This is a genomic window from Streptomyces sp. NPDC030143, from assembly GCF_055573695.1.
In genome coordinates this window covers 130,699-146,457 of sequence record NZ_JBVIAY010000010.1, presented here as the reverse complement: position 1 = coordinate 146,457, position 15,759 = coordinate 130,699, and the positions used below count along the sequence as shown (strand labels likewise).

Below are 15,759 nucleotides of genomic sequence, written 5' to 3'. Positions count from 1 at the left end.
TACGCGGGGCTCACTCCCATTCGATGGTGCCCGGCGGCTTCGAGGTCACGTCGAGGACGACGCGGTTGACGTCCCGCACCTCGTTCGTGATGCGCGTCGAGATCCTCGCGAGGACGTCGTACGGCAGGCGCGACCAGTCGGCGGTCATGGCGTCCTCGGAGGAGACCGGGCGCAGGACGACCGGGTGGCCGTAGGTGCGGCCGTCGCCCTGGACGCCGACGCTGCGGACGTCCGCGAGCAGGACCACCGGGCACTGCCAGATGTCGCGGTCGAGACCGGCCGCCGTCAGCTCCTCGCGGGCGATGGCGTCGGCCTCGCGCAGCAGGTCCAGGCGCTCCCTGGTGACCTCGCCGACGATCCGGATGCCCAGGCCGGGGCCGGGGAACGGCTGGCGCTGGACGATCTCCTCCGGCAGGCCGAGCTCCTGGCCGACCATGCGGACCTCGTCCTTGAACAGCTTGCGCAGCGGCTCGACGAGCTGGAACTCCAGGTCCTCGGGGAGGCCGCCGACGTTGTGGTGCGACTTGATGTTCGCGGTGCCGGTGCCGCCACCGGACTCGACGACGTCCGGGTAGAGGGTGCCCTGGACCAGGAAGGCGACCTCCGGGCCCTCGTCGGCGATGATCTCCGCCTGGGCCTGCTCGAAGACCCGGATGAACTCGCGGCCGATGATCTTCCGCTTCTCCTCGGGGTCGGAGACCCCCTTGAGGGCGGTGAGGAAGCGCTCCTCCGCGTCGACGACCTTCAGCTGGACGCCGGTCGCGGCGACGAAGTCCTTCTCGACCTGCTCGGTCTCGCCCTTGCGCATCAGGCCGTGGTCGACGTAGACGCAGGTCAGCTGCGATCCGATGGCCTTCTGGACCAGCGCGGCGGCCACGGCGGAGTCGACACCGCCGGACAGACCGCAGATGGCGCGCTTGTCGCCGACCCGCTCGCGGATGGCGGCGACCTGCTCCTCGATGACGTTGCCCGTCGTCCAGTTCGGCTTCAGGCCGGCGCCGCGGTACAGGAAGTGCTCCAGCACCTGCTGGCCGTGCGTGGAGTGCATGACCTCGGGGTGGTACTGGACGCCGTAGAGCTTCTTCTCGTCGTTCTCGAAGGCGGCGACCGGGACGACGTCGGTGGACGCCGAGACGGTGAAGCCCTCGGGGGCGGCGGAACAGGCGTCGCCGTGCGACATCCACACCGCCTGCTCGGCCGGGGTGCCCTCGAAGAGGGTGGAGGACGAACGCGAGACGTGCAGGTCGGTACGGCCGTACTCACGGGCGCCGGTGTTGTCGACGGTGCCGCCGAGGGTCTGCGCCATCAGCTGGAAGCCGTAGCACATGCCGAAGACGGGAACGCCGGATTCGAAGATCGCGCGGTCGAGGCGGGGGGCGCCCTCCTCGTAGACGGACGAGGGGCCGCCGGAGAGGATGATCGCCGCCGGGTTCCTGGCGAGCATCTCCGCGACCGGCATGGTGCTCGGGACGATCTCGCTGTAGACCCGGGCCTCGCGGACTCGACGGGCGATGAGCTGGGCGTACTGCGCGCCGAAGTCGACGACCAGGACGGTGTCGGGGGCGGCGGCAGCGGGAGTCGCTGATGACACGGGGGCCTTCCGGCGGTTCGGGCGGGGTCTCTGTGCTGGCCAATTCTACCGAGGTGGGCGTGGAGACGGGCCCGGGGCCGAAACGGTCCGTGGTTATACTCACCCCATGCTCGCGCACACGACCTTCGTCTTTACCTATGGCACCCGGCCCGCCGGCTGCCATGGTCGTGCTGCTTGAGCTGACCGCCAAGCGACTTCCCAGGCGCCCCGGGCCGACAAGGCCCGGGGCGCCTGTCGTTCTTCCCGGGTCCCGCCGTTCCGGGGCGCTCCCGCCTCACAGGAGCCCCCATGACCACCACCGCCACCTCCACCTCACTCGACGTGACCGGCGCCCGGACTGCCGAGGCCGCCGACGTGATCACCGGCGCCCGCGACCGCATCGACGCGCTGGACGACCGGATCATCGGCCTGATCCAGGAACGCATGGCCGTCTCCGCCGTGATCCAGGACGCCCGGATCGCCTCCGGGGGGCGACGCGTCAGCCTCTCCCGGGAGATGGAGGTCCTCGGCCACTACAGCGAGGCGCTCGGCAAGCCCGGTACGTCCCTCGCGATGACGCTGCTCGAACTGTGCCGGGGTCGCATCTGAGTTCGGGATCCCTCTCACCCGGACGGCGCGTGACCGGCCCCGGACCGCTTCGTTGGTCCCGGTGTCCGCTCCAGCCAGGGGTGGGCCCGGAAGAACCACGCGTGGCTCGCTGGAGCGATGAGGCGTACGGATCGTGCTGTGCGTCGTGGGACCTCGCTCCAGGGAAGTGACCGGACGGCAGGGGACAGCAGTCCGGTCACCCAAGAGAACGGTCGGTCCCGGGGACGCCCGGGGCCGACCGGCGGAAATGGCAAAAATGCACAAGGGCTGGGTCAAACGGTTGCGAGCACCGCGTTCATCCAGCACGATGCCTAGAAAGCCCCCGAACAGCCCCGACTCGCTTTCCGGGCCCCGTTTCACGGTGCGGTGTCCTGCTCGACCGCCAAAGGTCCAGACCTGTCGCACGCCCCGTGTGCGCCAGGGCGCCGACCCGGAGTGCACCCGAGTTCGGCGGCAGACCAGACCAGCGGCGCAACCCCCCGGCGCCGCTCCCAGGCACCGGCGCTGCCCTGACGCCGGTGCTGACGAAAGAAGGGCCCCGCGGTTTCCGTCCCGCGGGGCCCTTCGCCGTTCCCCGCGGCGCGAGCCCGACCGTCGGACCGACCGCAGACCGACGCAGCCCCGCCGCAGACCGACCGCAGACCGACGGCAGCCCCACCGCAGACCGCCCGCAGACCGACGCCGGCCCGAGCGCAGCCGAGTGCATCGCGACCACGGCCTGCGCGCAGCCCGAGTGCACTGCGACCGCAGCCCGGCGCGGGTCCCCGGCTCGGCCGGCATGCCCGCCGAGGGGCGCGACCCCCCGGCAGGGGCGTGATCCAGCCCACATGAGAAATGTGTGAGTGGTCGTACAACCCTTCACGGAGTTCGACGATCAAACCTCTCGAAACAAGGGCCACACCCGCGCCCCACACGCGGAGCCCTCCACACTGGACTCCTTGAGGTCTTCCATGAAGCTTCGCCGTGCCATGGCAGCGGCCGCCGCGACGGCCGCCCTGGCGCCGCTCGCGCTCGTCGCCGCGCCGGCCGCGTTCGCGTCCGACTCCGCGTCCCCGTCCGCGAGCGCCTCGCCCTCGACGGGCCAGGGCTCCCCGAGCCCCTCGGGCTCCGCGTCGCAGTCGTCGAGCACCTCCTCGTCCCCGAGCGCCTCCGCGTCCGACTCGACCAGCCCGTCCCCCTCGGGCAGCGGTTCCCCCTCGCAGTCCACGAGCCCGAGCCCCTCCCAGTCCGAGACGGACAAGCCGGAGCCTGAGCCGTCGTTCTGCGCGGACGCCACGGTCGAGGTCAACATCGACGGCCTGCCGGGCAAGATCGCGGCCGGCAGCGGATGGCACAAGTTCACGCTGAGCGTGCTCAACAACTCCGACTCCACGCTCACGAACCTGGACTTCCTGGTCGGGGCCTCCTCGGACGAGTTCGGCGAGGACATCTTCAAGAGCAAGCAGGTCCAGCTCCAGGCCTGGAACCCGGACGACAAGGTCTGGGAGAACGTGGACGAGTGGGGCTACGCGACCGGCTTCGTCGGGTACACCGACGAGCTGAAGCCCGACTACGAGGTCGAGATCCCGCTCCGCCTCGACGTGAAGAAGTCTGCCCCGGTGGGCGCCGGCTTCACGCTGGGCGCGACGATCTACGACGACAACGACAAGCAGTGCCAGGGATTCGGCTTCGTCTCCTACGAGTACAAGATCGTCGCCAGCGGCACCGACACCTCCGGCACCAAGCCGCAGGAAGGCGGCAAGGCTCCGGTCGCCGACGGCAAGCCCGGCAACACCCCGCAGGTCACCGGCAGCCTCGCCGAGACCGGCTCCAGCTCCACGCTGCCCGTGATCGGGCTCGTCGGCGGTGTCGCGGTCGTCGCCGGTGCGGGCGCGGTGTTCGCGGTGCGTCGCCGCAAGGTCGTCGAGGCGTAAGCCTGACGCCCGGGCCTTGAAGGGCTCGGACACATCCGGAGGGGACCTGCGCTCGGAGGGGGGCGCAGGTCCCTTTCGTCTGTCCGCTCGGGGCTCCGAACAAAAAAGGGAGGCCGATCTGCGCCGGGCGGCGCGAGCCGGGCTCCCTTTCTGTTCGCAGCTCTTGATTCCTACGGCTTCGGCGGCACCGCCGGCATGCCCAGGAACGGCAGGCGCAGTGCCGCGAACGCCTCCTCCGGGACCGCCGGCGCCTTCGGTTCCACCGGCTTCAGCCGCTCGTAGGCCGTGCCCTGCGCGGGGCGCGGGTCCTCCTCGCCCTTGTTCGGCCAGTACGACATCGCGCGCTCGGCCTGGGCGGTGATCGTCAGGGACGGGTTCACGCCCAGGTTCGCCGAGACCGCGGCCCCGTCCACGACCGAGATGCCGGGGTGGCCGTACAGCCGGTGGTAGGGGTCGATGACGCCGGTCTCGCGGGAGTCCCCGATCGGGCAGCCGCCGAGGAAGTGGGCGGTGAGCGGGGTGCCCATCAGCTCACCGACGTTGGAGCCGGCGAAGCCGTTGATGTCCGCCGCGATCGCGGACGCGGCCTCGGAGGCCGCCCTGATCTGCTTGGGGTTGGGACTGCCGTGGCCCTGCCGCGCCGTCAGCAGTCCCTTGCCGACACCCGCCGGCTTCAGGTACGTCGTCAGCGAGTTGTCCAGTGACTGCATCACCAGGCCGATGATGGTCCGCTCCGACCAGCGGCGGTTGGAGAGCGAGCGCAGGACCAGGAGGGGGTGGCGGGCGGCGTTCGCCAGCCAGGCGCCCACCCGGGACGAGCCGTTCGCGTACGGCACCTGGAGGATCGACAGGCCGCCCATCGAGTTGGATCCCCGGCCGTAGCGGACCGGTTCGACGTGGGTGTTCGCGTCCGGGTGGATGGAGGAGGTGATGGCGACCCCGCGGGTGAAGTCGACCTTCGGCTGCCCGGTCGCCCTGCGGTAGCGGCGGTCGTCGGTCTGCGCGCCGACCAGCGCCTCCGAGTTGGTGCGGGTCAGCTCGCCCAGCCTCGCGGAGAGATGGGGCAGCTGGCCGTTGGCCTTCATGCGGTGCAGCAGGGTCTGGGTGCCGTAGGTGCCGGCGGCCAGGACGACCCGGCACGCCGTGAAGGTCCGCCCCCTGCCCTTGCGTCGCTGGTCGGTGGGGAGGGTGGCGACGGCGTACCCGCCACGGGAGTCGTCCGTGACCGACACGACCGTCGTCAGGGGGTGGACGACCGCGCCCGCCTTCTCGGCGAGGTGGAGGTAGTTCTCGTTCAGGGTGTTCTTCGCGCCGTGGCGGCAGCCGGTCATGCACTCGCCGCACTCGGCGCAGGCCCTGCGGGACGGTCCCGCGCCGCCGAAGTAGGGGTCGGGCACCTCCTCCCCCGGCCGTGCCTTCGTCGTGCCGTCGGCGTCCTGGCCGTCGCCGAAGAAGACCCCGACCGGCGCCATGTGGAAGGTGTCGCCCACGCCCATCCGTTGCGCCGCCGCCTTCAGATGGACGTCGGAGGGGGTCATGGTCGGGTTGAGCCGTACGCCGAGCATGCGCCGTGCCTGGTCGTAGTACGGCTTCAGCTCCTCCTGCCAGTCGGTGATGTCCCGCCACTGCGGGTCGTCGAAGAAGGCCTTCGGCGGGACGTAGAGGGTGTTGGCGTAGTTGAGGGAACCGCCGCCGACGCCCGCGCCGGCGAGGACCATCACGTTGCCCAGCAGGTGGATGCGCTGGATGCCGTACATGCCCAGTGTCGGGGCCCAGAGGTAGTTCTTCAGGTCCCAGGAGTTCTTGGGGAGGGTGGCGCGGGTGAAGCGGCGGCCGGCCTCCAGGACGCCTACCGAGTAGCCCTTCTCGGTCAGGCGCAGGGCGGTCACCGAGCCGCCGAAGCCCGATCCGACGACGATGACGTCGTAGTCGTAGGTGTCCTGGGGCACGGGTTCTCCTCGTCGAGTGTCGCGTGCGGGTCGTCTGTGGTCGGTCGCTTTCACGCGGCGGAGCCGCGCCTCGACACGGCCCCGCGCCCCTCGGGGCCTACTTGAACCGGAACGCCTTCATCAGCTTCAGGCTGGTGCTCATGAAGGCCGCGTACTTCTCGTCGTCCATGCCCAGGGACGGGGCCATCGGGAGCAGGCGCTGTTGGGCGATCGTCTGGGCCTCGGTGTACTTGAGGATGCCCTCGGAGCCGTGACGGCGGCCGAGACCGGAGTCCTTCATGCCGCCCATGGGGGACTGGACGCTGCCGTAGGCGGGGGCGTAGCCCTCGTTGACGTTGACCGTGCCGGTGCGCAGGCGGGAGGCGACCTCGCGGCCGCGGCGGCCGTCCTTCGTCCAGACCGACGAGTTCAGCCCGTACGGGGTGGCGTTGGCCTGCTCGACCGCCTCGTCGTCGGACGCGAAGCGGTAGATCGACACGACCGGGCCGAAGGTCTCCTCGGCGCACACCGCCATGGGCTCGGTGACGCCGTCCAGGATGGTCGGTTCGAAGAAGTACGGGCCGATGTCCGGGCGGGCCACCCCGCCGGTCACCACCGTCGCGCCCTTCGCCACGGCCTCCTCCACGTGCCGGGTGACCGTCTCCAGCTGGCGTTCGCCGACGAGGGAGCCCATGTCGGCGCCGTAGGCCAGGGAGGTGCCCAGGCGCATGGCCCGGGTGCGGGCGGCGAAGCGCTCCAGGAAGGCGTCCGCGATCGACTCGTGGACGTACAGCCGCTCGATGGAGATGCAGAGCTGGCCGGCGGAGGAGAAGCAGGCGCGGACCGCGCCCTCGGCCGCCTTCTCGATGTCGGCGTCGTCGAGGACCAGCATGGCGTTCTTGCCGCCGAGTTCCAGGGAGACGCCCACCAGACGGGCGGCGGCGCCCTGGGCGACCTCGCGGCCGGTGCGGGTGGAGCCGGTGAAGGAGACGTAGTCGGCGTGCCGGACGACCTCGGGGCCGACGACCGGGCCCTCGCCGATGACGACCTGGAAGACCTCGGCGGGCAGACCGGCCTCGACGAGCAGGTCGCGCGCCCACAGGGCGGTGAGGCAGGTCTCCGTGTCGGGCTTCATCACGACCGCGTTGCCCGCGACGAAGGCGGGGAGCGCGTCGCCGACCGACAGCTCCAGCGGGTAGTTCCAGGGGGCGATCTGCCCGACGACTCCACGCGGGTGGCGCAGTTCGGTGACCTTGGTGAGGGTCGGTACGGCACCCGCGTGGCGCTTGGGCCGCAGGTAGGCGGGGGCCTTGCGGCCGTAGTGGCGGGCGGCCACGGCGACGGCCTGGACCTCCTCGTGGGCGTGCAGACGGGCCTTGCCGGTCTCCAGCTGGATCAGGTCGAGGACCTCGGCCTGACGCTCCAGGATCAGGTCGTGGAAGCGGAGCAGGACGGCCGCCCGCTGCCGTACCGGGGTCTGTGCCCAGACGGCCTGGGCGGCACGGGCCGCTACGAACGCCTTCTCCACGTCCTCCGGGGTGGACTCGGGGAGGTCGGCCAGCTTCTCGCCGGAGAACGGCGTGTGGTTGGCGGTGCGCCCGGAACCGACCACGCCCTTGGTGAGCTGGGCGACGAGCTGGGGGGTGACCACGTCGGCGGCGGTGCGCGCACCGGCCGGGGCGGGGGCGAGGGGGTTGGTACCGGTCTTCTCCGGGGCCTGCGAGTCCGTCATGACGCGCAGGGTATGACGTGCGGAACGGCTTTGGGTACCCGCCGGTAACGGGGATTCGCCGACCGCGCACATCCCGCCAGTGTTCACTGGCGGAGAACGTGCTGATCAGGGACTTGTCGAGGCGTGTGCGGTGACGTCCGACGAGGTGCCGATCCGCAGGCGGTCGCGGGCCGCCTTGAAGACCGCCGTGCCCCGTTTCTCGTCCGGTGTCCCCTTGGGCATGTCGACACGCAGTTCGTACATGCGGCTGTCGTCGGTGAGGACGAACAGTTCCATGACGCGGGTCGGCGAGCCGGCAACGCCGTAGGTGGTGTCGGCGAGGGCGGCCTCGTGACCGTCGAACGTGGTGCGGGTGGTCTGGGTGCGCGCGTCGCCGTCGTAACCGTCCCAGGTGTCGTGCGCCTGTGCCGCCCGGCCCAGCGGGGAGGCGGGCGCCCGGTCCCACTGGGTGAGGCGTACGTCGACGGATCCGGCCGAGTAGACCACCAGCCGGGGCTGCTCGCTCGCGCTGCCCTGCCGGGCGAACTCCTGGTAGTTGGCGGGGAGGGCGAGGACGGCGTCCATCTCCGGCTCGGGGTGCGACACCCAGGAGGTGGCGGGCGTGGCGGTGGGGCGGGGCGTGGCGCTCCGGCTCTGTGCGCCGGCCCGGGGGGCCTCGTCGGACGTGGCGCTCAGCCCTCGCGCTCCGCTGTCGGTCCCCGGCCATGCGGACGCCCCCAGCCAGGCGCCGGCACCGCTGAGCAGGGCGGCGAGGAGCGCCAGGGGGAGCGGACGGCGGTGGAGGGGACGACGACGAGGAGGCCGGGGCGGGTGAGGGGTGGGGACGGTTTCGGGGCCGGGTGACGATGTGCCGGCGGGGGACGGCACCGCGCGGGGGGCGTGGATCGGCGCTGGGGTGGGGGTGGAGGGCGGGGCGCCCCCGGAGGTGGAGGGGGGTGTGTGCCCGGGGGCGGGGGTCGGGGTGTCCTGGGAGGCGGATACGGGTGTGTCCACGGAGCCGGGGGTCGCCGCCTGCCCGGACTCGGGCATGGGTGCTGCCCCGGAGCGAGGGATCGACGTGTCCCCGGAGGCCGCGATCGGCGTGTCCCCGGGTGCCGGGATCGACGTGTCCCCGGAGCCCGCGATCGGCGCGTCCCCGGGTGCCGGGATCGACGCGCCCCCGGAGCCCGCGATCGGCGTGTCCCCGGGTGCCGGGATCGACGTGTCCCCGGAGGCCGCGATCGACGCGTCCCCGGGGGCCGGGACCGGTGCCGATGCGGAGCGGGCGACCGGGGTGTCCCCTGAGCCGGACCTGGGCGCCGACCCGGAGCCGGAGATCGGGGTGACCCCGGAGCCGGAGATCGGGGTGACCCCGGAGCCGGAGACCAGGGTGTCCCCGGCTCCGGCGATCGGGACGTCCCCGGAGTCGGCGATCGGGACGTCCCCGAGGTCGGGCGACGATGTCCTCGGCGTGTCGGCCGGGGTGCCCGAGCCGGGCTTCCCGGTGTCGGCGTCGCCCAGGCGGACCGTCCCCACGTCGTCCCCGAACTCCCGCAGCCGGCGTACGTCCTGGGGGTGGACCGCGTCCTCGTCGTCCGCCTCGGTGCCCGTCGGGACCGGCCGGTCCCGCATCACCGTCTCCAGTGCGGCGGCCACCTCCGCCGGGCCGGGCCGCAGGTCGGGGTCGCGCACCAACAGCCGTACGAGGAGCAGCCCGAGGGGGCCGGCCTGTTTCGGCTCGGGCGGATCGGCGGCGAGGATCGCGGCGAGCGTGGACTCCAGCGTCGTCCGGCGGAAGGGGGACCAGCCCTCGACGGCGGCGTACAGCAGCACGCCGAGGGACCACAGGTCGGAAGGCGGGCCGGCGATGCGGCCGGACATCCGCTCGGGGGCGATGAACTCCAGCGAGCCGACGAACTCGCCGCTGGCGGTGAGGGACTCCTCGCCCTGGACGTGCGCGATGCCGAAGTCGGTGAGGACGACGCGGTCGTGCGGACCGAGCAGGACGTTGGCGGGCTTGACGTCGCGGTGGACGATGCCGACGGCGTGCGCGGCGCGCAGGGCCCCCAGGACGGCGTGGCCGATGCGGGCCGCCTCGGCGGGATCGAGCGGGCCACGGCGCAGGACCTCGTGGAGGGACTCGCCGCGGACCAACTCCATGACGATCCAGGGGAGTCCGTCCGGTCCGGTGGCCTCATCCTCCTCGACGACGACGTCATGGATGGAGACCGCCGACGGATGGTCCACCCGGGCGGCGGCCCGTGCCTCCCGATAGAGGCGGTGGGCGGCCCGCCGGTGGATCTCGTCCTCCGGGTCGCCCGGCAACCGGGGCTGCTTGACGGCGACCTCACGGCCCACCAGTTCGTCCCGGGCCCGCCACACCGTGCCCATGCCACCGGAGCCGATCCGTTCGAGCAGCCGGTAACGCCCGCCGACCATGCGGCCCTTGTCGCCTCCCGCGTCCCCGCCGTTGCTCATGCCCCATCACTACCCTGCGGGGCACCCGCTTGTCGACGCGGTCCGGACGCCCCGTGTCTAGAGCTTGTCGAGCTCCAGGTGGGCGATGGCCGTCCGCGCCACCTCACGGCCGCGTTCCGTGAAGTCGCCCTTGGCCGGGTACCCGATGGTGAGCTTGTACATGTCACCCGCGGAGGACTTGTAGTAGAAGATCCTCAGTTCGCGCGGCCGGGGGTTCTGGGAGTCGTCGGTGGTGTACCCGACGGTGTTCCCGGCGGCCTTGCGGCCGTGGAAGGTCGCGTTGTCGTCGGGTGCGGTGCGCGGCCCCTCCGGCATGTCGAGGTCGTAGTTGCCGCGTTCCTTGAACTCGTCGTTGTCGGCGTACATCTCGGCGGCCGCCGAGCCCTTGATCTCGTTGCCGGTGTCCTCGGCCTTGCGGTCCACCGTCAGCACGATGGACAGGGCCCCGCTCGGGTCGGTGTAGCTCACCCAGTGGTCGTCGTCCGACTTGCGGTCGGGACCGCCGGGCACATAGCCCTGGGGGACCGCCAGCGTCGCCGTGACGTCCTTCACGTGGTGCGTCGCCCAGCCGCCGGGCAGCGCACCGGCGAACGGGTCAGTGACCACCAGCCAGGACGCCACCGCCGCGGCGGCGACCGACGCGCCGAGCGCGGTCCAGAACGCCTTGCTGCCGACCTTGAGGCCGAAGCCGCCGCGTCCCGCCGTGATCCGCAGACCCCAGCCGCCGAGCGCGGTGTCCGCGGCCGGGGTGGCGCCGCGGCCGACGGCCGCCGCGGTCACCACCTGGGTGGGCTGCGGCTGCGGCGGGTTCGCGGCCTGCTCCAGCAGGGCGCGGACGCGGGCGGCCTGCGGGCGGCGCGCCGGGTCCTTCTCCAACAGTCCGTTGACGGCCTCGGCGAGCGGACCGCGCGCTGCGGCCGGCGGGGCGGGCGCGGCGTTGAGGACGGACTGGAGGGTGGCCGGCGTGTTGCTGCGGCGGAACGGCGACACGCCCTCCGTCGCCGCGTACAGGACGACTCCGAGGGACCACAGGTCGGAGGCCGGGCCGGGGCGCTGGCCCAGCACCCGCTCGGGGGCGATGTACTCGGGCGAGCCGACGAACCCGCCGGTGTCGGTCAGGTTCGTCTCGCCCTCGATCTGGGCGATGCCGAAGTCGGTGAGGACGACCCGGTCGTGCCGGCCGAGCAGCACGTTGTCCGGCTTCACGTCCCGGTGCAGGATGCCCGCCGCGTGCGCGGCCTCCAGCGCGCCGAGCACCTCCAGGCCGATCCGGGCGGCCTCGCGCGCGCTCAGCGTGCCCTCCTGGAGGGCGCTGCCGAGCGAACGCCCGTGAACCAGCTCCATCACGATCCACGGCCGGCCGTCGACGATCGCGACGTCGTGGACGTTCACGACGGCCGGGTGGTCCAGCCGCGCCGCCGCCCGCGCCTCGCGCCGCATGCGCTCGTAGGCGTTGGCCCGTTCCCGCTCGGGAAGGTGGTCGGGGACGCGGGGCTCCTTGACGGCCACCTCGCGGTCGACCATCTCGTCCTGGGCGCGCCACACCGTGCCCATCCCGCCGTGCCCGAGCTTGGCGAGCAGCCGGTAGCGGCCGGCGACGAGACGCCCGGCCCCGGGATCCGCCGACGCGGCCGGTCCGGCGGAGACGGCAGGTCCGGCCGGGTGCGGCGACGCGGCGGAGACGGCAGGTCCGGCCGGGTGCGGCGACGCGGCGGAGACGGCAGGTCCGGCCGGGTGCGGCGACGCGGCGGAGGCGGCCTGCGCGGGGACCACGTAGGGGTTGTGGGGGTGCGGGGCGGCCCCGGCTGCCGGTGCGGCCGGATGGGGAGCGTGGCCGGCCGGTGGAGCCTGCGGGCCCCCCGCGGGCAGGTGCGGCGCCGCCGCGTGGTTCGGCACGGCCGCGGCCTGGTCCGGCGGTCGCAGAACGAAACTGGTCGTCTCGTCGCCCTCGTGTCGGGCTCCCCCGTTGTTGCTCATGGATCCATCCATATCGCGCCACGCCGAGCGGGATCCACCGGCGGGGCGTACCGGTCACAGACCCGTGACCGAGGCCGTTCCCTATCTACCTTTTATGCGGAGTTCACGGCGGCGCCGTCACGTCGGTACGAGCGTGTCGACCGCGACGTCGAAGTACTCCCGGGCCTCCCGCACCTTCCCCACCGGCGCCGACACCCACACGTCGTACATCCGGCCGCCCTCCTCCCAGCACAGGTCGTAGGTGTGCCGGGGACCCTCGGCCGCGTCGAAGCCGTCCCAGGTGAACTCCCAGAGCGCGGCGGGGCGTCCGTCGCGGGTGGTCTCGGTGACCCGTCCGTCGCGGTAGCCGGGGTTGGTGGCCGGGCCGTCGGCGGCAGCGCGTTCCAGCGCGCCGAGCGGGCCGCCCGGTGGTGGCGCGGAGACCTTGACGCCGAGCCGGAACGTCCCGCCCGGCGACAGGTAGAAGATCCGCTCGCCCTGCGGGAGGCGGGTGAAGCCGTCCGGCACGGCGAGCGAGAACCCGGCCGGGTCGTCGGCGACGCGGTACCCGGAGGGGGCGGTGGGCCGCTCCCGGGAGGTGGGGGGCACGGCCGTCGGCGAGGCGCCGGCCGTGCCCCCCGGCGCCGAACTCGCGGCCGTGTCGCCCCCCTTGCCGACCCGGTCGCCGTCCCGGTCGGCCAGCAGCGCCGCGGCCGACACGCCCGCGCCGGCCATCGCGGCGACCAGCACCGCGGCCACCAGCACACCCCGCACGCGGCGCTCCCGGCCCGGCTGGTCCTCCGTGGACGGCGAGGGGGCGGAAAGGGGTGACGGCGACGGCGACAGGAGGCGCCGGGGCAGATCCGCCCGCGTGGGCGTGTACCCGCCCCTGCCCGGCCACCGGCCGCGCGCGCCCTGCGCCCCCGGCACCGTGAGCGTGCGTCCGGTGTCGTGGAAGGCCCGCAGCATCCGCTCCGCCTCCACCGCGTCCAGCCGTCGGTCCGGATCGCGCTCCAACAGCCCCCGGACGACGGGCAGGAGCGGCGCGGCCTGGTCGGGTGTGCGGATCTCGGCGAAGACGACGGCGTGCAGGATGCCGCCGAGCGAGTCGCGCCGGAACGGCGACTCGCCGCTCAGCGCCGTGCACAGCAGCGCGCCCAGCGACCACAGGTCGGACGCCGGCCCGGTGCGCTCCCCCGACATCCGCTCGGGCGCGGTGTACTCGGGCGAGCCGACGAACGAGCCGGTCTCGGTGAGCGTGGTGGCGCCCGCGACCTGGGCGATCCCGAAGTCCGTGAGCACCACCCGTCCGGTGGCGGACTCGATCAGGACGTTCGCGGGCTTGATGTCCCGGTGCAGCACGCCGGCCGCGTGCGCGGCGCTCAGGGCGCTGAGCAGGTCCGCGCCGATCCGGGCCGCCTCGCGCGCGTCGAGCGGGCCGCGTTCGGCGATCCGGTCGGCGAGCGAGCCGCCGTCGATCAGCTCCATGACGATGCACGGGCGTTCGCCGTCCTCGACGACGTCGTGCACGACGATGATGTGCGGGTGGCTGAGCTGGGCGACCGCGCGGGCCTCGCGCAGGGTCCGGTCGCGGCGGCCGCGGGCCTCCTCGGCGGAGAGGGAGTCGTCACAGGCCAGCTCCTTCACCGCGACACGCCGTCCGAGCAGCTGGTCGGTGGCCCGCCACACGACCCCCATGCCGCCGCGCCCGAGCCTGGCCTCCAGCCGGTAGCGGTCCGCGATGACCCGGACGTGGTCCCCCTCGGTCCCCATGGGGCCCATCATGCCCCACCGGACCCGACGCCTCCGGGGCGCCGACCGGCCAAGTAACCGACCGGGGGGAGGGCGCTCTCAGGACGAGCCGTCCGGTTCCCGCCAGCTCTGCAGTACGGCCTTGAACTGCCGGGCGGCGGTCGCCCAGTCCGCGGCGGGCGCGGACATGTAGATCGCGTACTCGGTGCCGCTCCGGGCGACGTACGTCTCCTCGATCGCGCGGCGCGGGCCGGGGAAGTCGATGTCCTTGGCGAGCGCGGTCCAGGTGTACTCCCACTGGGCGCCCGCGCGGTCGCGGTAGACGTTCCGCTCCAGGGCGACCCGCTCGTAGTCGACCAACCGCTTGAGCTGCTGCTCCAGGTCGAGCTGGTGGGCGTACGGATCGTCGAAGTCCGGTGAGGCGTCGACGGCGATGCGGACGAAGTGCTTGCCGCCGTCCGGGGTGTAGTCGATCTGCTTCAGGTCGCCGTCGTCCTGGTACACCTGCCGCGTCCAGCCCTCGGGCAGGGACAGCGAGAAGCCCAGCGGGTCCGTGACCGGGGTCCAGGACTCGGGGACGGTGCCCTCCTCGGCGTGTTTGCCGGTGGGGGTCGCCACGGGGTCCGGCGTGGCGGAGGCACCCTCACCGGCCTTCTGCACCACCACCGCCGTACCGCCACCGAGCAGCGCGGCGACGGCGAGCGCGAGCGCGAAGGTGCGCAGCCGGCGGGGGCGCAGCCGCGACCGTCTGCTGCGCGGGGGTTCACCGGACCGGGCCGGCCCGACGGCGGTCGCGGCGGTCGCGTCCCCGCGCGGGGGCGCAGCGGTGCCGGGCGCGAGGTCGTGGGCGCGCCGCGTGTCGGACACGGCGTGCGTCGCGCTGCTCCGCGTGCCGGTCACCGTCCGGGCCGTGCCCGTCGCACCGCCCGGGGTGTCGCGTCCGGGGCCCTTGTACTGCGTCGGCACGTACACCTGCGCCTCGCTCGGCCGACGCCCCTCGGCCGCCTCGGCGAGCATCTGTTCGGCCTCGGCGGTGCCGGGCCGGGCGGCCGGATCCTTGCGCAGCAGTGCGGTGATGACGGGCTCCAGCGGACCGGCGTGGCGCGCTGGGGCGGCCTCCTCCTCGACGACCGCCTGCATCGTGGACAGCGGCGAGGTGCGGCGGAACGGCGAGCGGCCCTCCACCGCCGTGTACAGGGTGGCGCCGAGCGCCCACAGGTCGCAGGAGGGGCCGGGGTCGTGGCCGCGGACCCGCTCGGGGGCGAGGTAGTCGACGGAGCCGACGACCTCACCGGTGCGGGTGATGGTCGTGTCGCCCTCGATCTGGGCGATGCCGAAGTCGGTGAGCAGGACCCGGCCGTCGTGGCCGAGCAGGACGTTGCCGGGTTTGACGTCGCGGTGCAGCACGCCCGCCGTGTGCGCGGCGCGCAGGGCCCGCAGCACCCACAGGCCGATCCGGGCCGCCTCGGTGGGCTCGACGCGGCCTTCCTCCTTGACGGCGTCGGCCAGCGAGCGGCCCTCGACGAGTTCCATGACGATCCAGGGGCGGCCGTCGTGTTCGAACACGTCGTGCACGGTGACCACGGCGGAGTGGTTGATCCGCGCGGCGGCCCGGGCCTCCGCCCGGGTGCGTGCCAGAAGGATCGCCTGGTCGCTCTCCGACACGTAGAGCGCGGCGGTCAGCTCCTTGATGGCCACGGCTCGGTGCAGCAGCTCGTCGTGCGCACGCCACACACGGCCCATGCCGCCGCTGCCGATGGCGTCGGCGAGCCGGTAGCGGCCCGATATGAGCAGGCCCTGCATCTGATTCACGTTGCCCCGCAATGCTCTTGACAGGGTCAG

9 protein-coding genes are annotated in these 15,759 nt (G+C 73.2%); 2 read left to right on the top strand and 7 right to left on the bottom strand.

Features of this window, described 5'->3' with window-relative positions:
- Positions 1–10 precede the first annotated feature (10 nt).
- Positions 11–1,591, bottom strand: a complete 1,581-nt coding sequence (gene guaA / locus ACZ4YY_RS19385) for a glutamine-hydrolyzing GMP synthase (RefSeq protein ID WP_468291251.1) — start codon at positions 1,589–1,591, stop codon at positions 11–13.
- Between the two features lie 288 nt (positions 1,592–1,879).
- On the opposite strand from guaA, the gene ACZ4YY_RS19380 reads away from it, so the two are divergent.
- On the top strand, positions 1,880–2,179 hold the full coding sequence (locus ACZ4YY_RS19380) for a chorismate mutase (protein WP_468291249.1): 300 nt from the start codon (positions 1,880–1,882) through the stop codon (positions 2,177–2,179).
- 950 nt (positions 2,180–3,129) lie between these two features.
- Complete coding sequence (locus tag ACZ4YY_RS19375; protein WP_468291247.1) at positions 3,130–4,092, top strand: LAETG motif-containing sortase-dependent surface protein; 963 nt, start codon at positions 3,130–3,132, stop codon at positions 4,090–4,092.
- A 170-nt stretch (positions 4,093–4,262) separates the two neighbouring features.
- Here ACZ4YY_RS19375 and ACZ4YY_RS19370 read toward each other — a convergent pair whose 3' ends face one another.
- The 6 genes from ACZ4YY_RS19370 to ACZ4YY_RS19345 form a co-directional block, all read right to left on the bottom strand.
- Positions 4,263–6,041, bottom strand: a complete 1,779-nt coding sequence (locus ACZ4YY_RS19370) for a GMC family oxidoreductase N-terminal domain-containing protein (protein WP_468291246.1) — start codon at positions 6,039–6,041, stop codon at positions 4,263–4,265.
- A gap of 97 nt (positions 6,042–6,138) precedes the next feature.
- On the bottom strand, positions 6,139–7,752 hold the full coding sequence (locus tag ACZ4YY_RS19365; RefSeq protein WP_468291243.1) for a succinic semialdehyde dehydrogenase: 1,614 nt from the start codon (positions 7,750–7,752) through the stop codon (positions 6,139–6,141).
- Between the two features lie 105 nt (positions 7,753–7,857).
- Entirely contained in the window at positions 7,858–10,209 is a 2,352-nt protein-coding gene (locus ACZ4YY_RS19360; protein WP_468291240.1) for a serine/threonine-protein kinase, read from the bottom strand.
- A gap of 57 nt (positions 10,210–10,266) precedes the next feature.
- Positions 10,267–12,186, bottom strand: a complete 1,920-nt coding sequence (locus ACZ4YY_RS19355) for a serine/threonine-protein kinase (RefSeq protein ID WP_468291237.1) — start codon at positions 12,184–12,186, stop codon at positions 10,267–10,269.
- Positions 12,187–12,303: 117 nt separating this feature from the next.
- Positions 12,304–13,938: a serine/threonine-protein kinase gene (locus tag ACZ4YY_RS19350; RefSeq protein WP_468291234.1), complete on the bottom strand. Its 1,635-nt coding sequence runs from the start codon at positions 13,936–13,938 to the stop codon at positions 12,304–12,306.
- Positions 13,939–14,016: 78 nt separating this feature from the next.
- Positions 14,017–15,720, bottom strand: coding sequence for a serine/threonine-protein kinase (locus tag ACZ4YY_RS19345; RefSeq protein ID WP_468291232.1), 1,704 nt, complete (start codon positions 15,718–15,720; stop codon positions 14,017–14,019).
- Between the last annotated feature and the right edge of the window lie 39 nt (positions 15,721–15,759).

Bases quoted from the DNA above. Each gene is read 5' to 3' on its own strand.
- ACZ4YY_RS19365 (WP_468291243.1), bottom strand. From the start codon at position 7,752: ATGACGGACTCGCAGGCCCCGGAGAAGACCGGTACCAACCCCCTCGCC.
- ACZ4YY_RS19375 (WP_468291247.1), top strand. From the start codon at position 3,130: ATGAAGCTTCGCCGTGCCATGGCAGCGGCCGCCGCGACGGCCGCCCTG.
- ACZ4YY_RS19380 (WP_468291249.1), top strand. From the start codon at position 1,880: ATGACCACCACCGCCACCTCCACCTCACTCGACGTGACCGGCGCCCGG.
- ACZ4YY_RS19350 (WP_468291234.1), bottom strand. From the start codon at position 13,938: ATGGGGACCGAGGGGGACCACGTCCGGGTCATCGCGGACCGCTACCGG.
- ACZ4YY_RS19345 (WP_468291232.1), bottom strand. From the start codon at position 15,720: ATGCAGGGCCTGCTCATATCGGGCCGCTACCGGCTCGCCGACGCCATC.
- ACZ4YY_RS19360 (WP_468291240.1), bottom strand. From the start codon at position 10,209: ATGAGCAACGGCGGGGACGCGGGAGGCGACAAGGGCCGCATGGTCGGC.
- ACZ4YY_RS19355 (WP_468291237.1), bottom strand. From the start codon at position 12,186: ATGAGCAACAACGGGGGAGCCCGACACGAGGGCGACGAGACGACCAGT.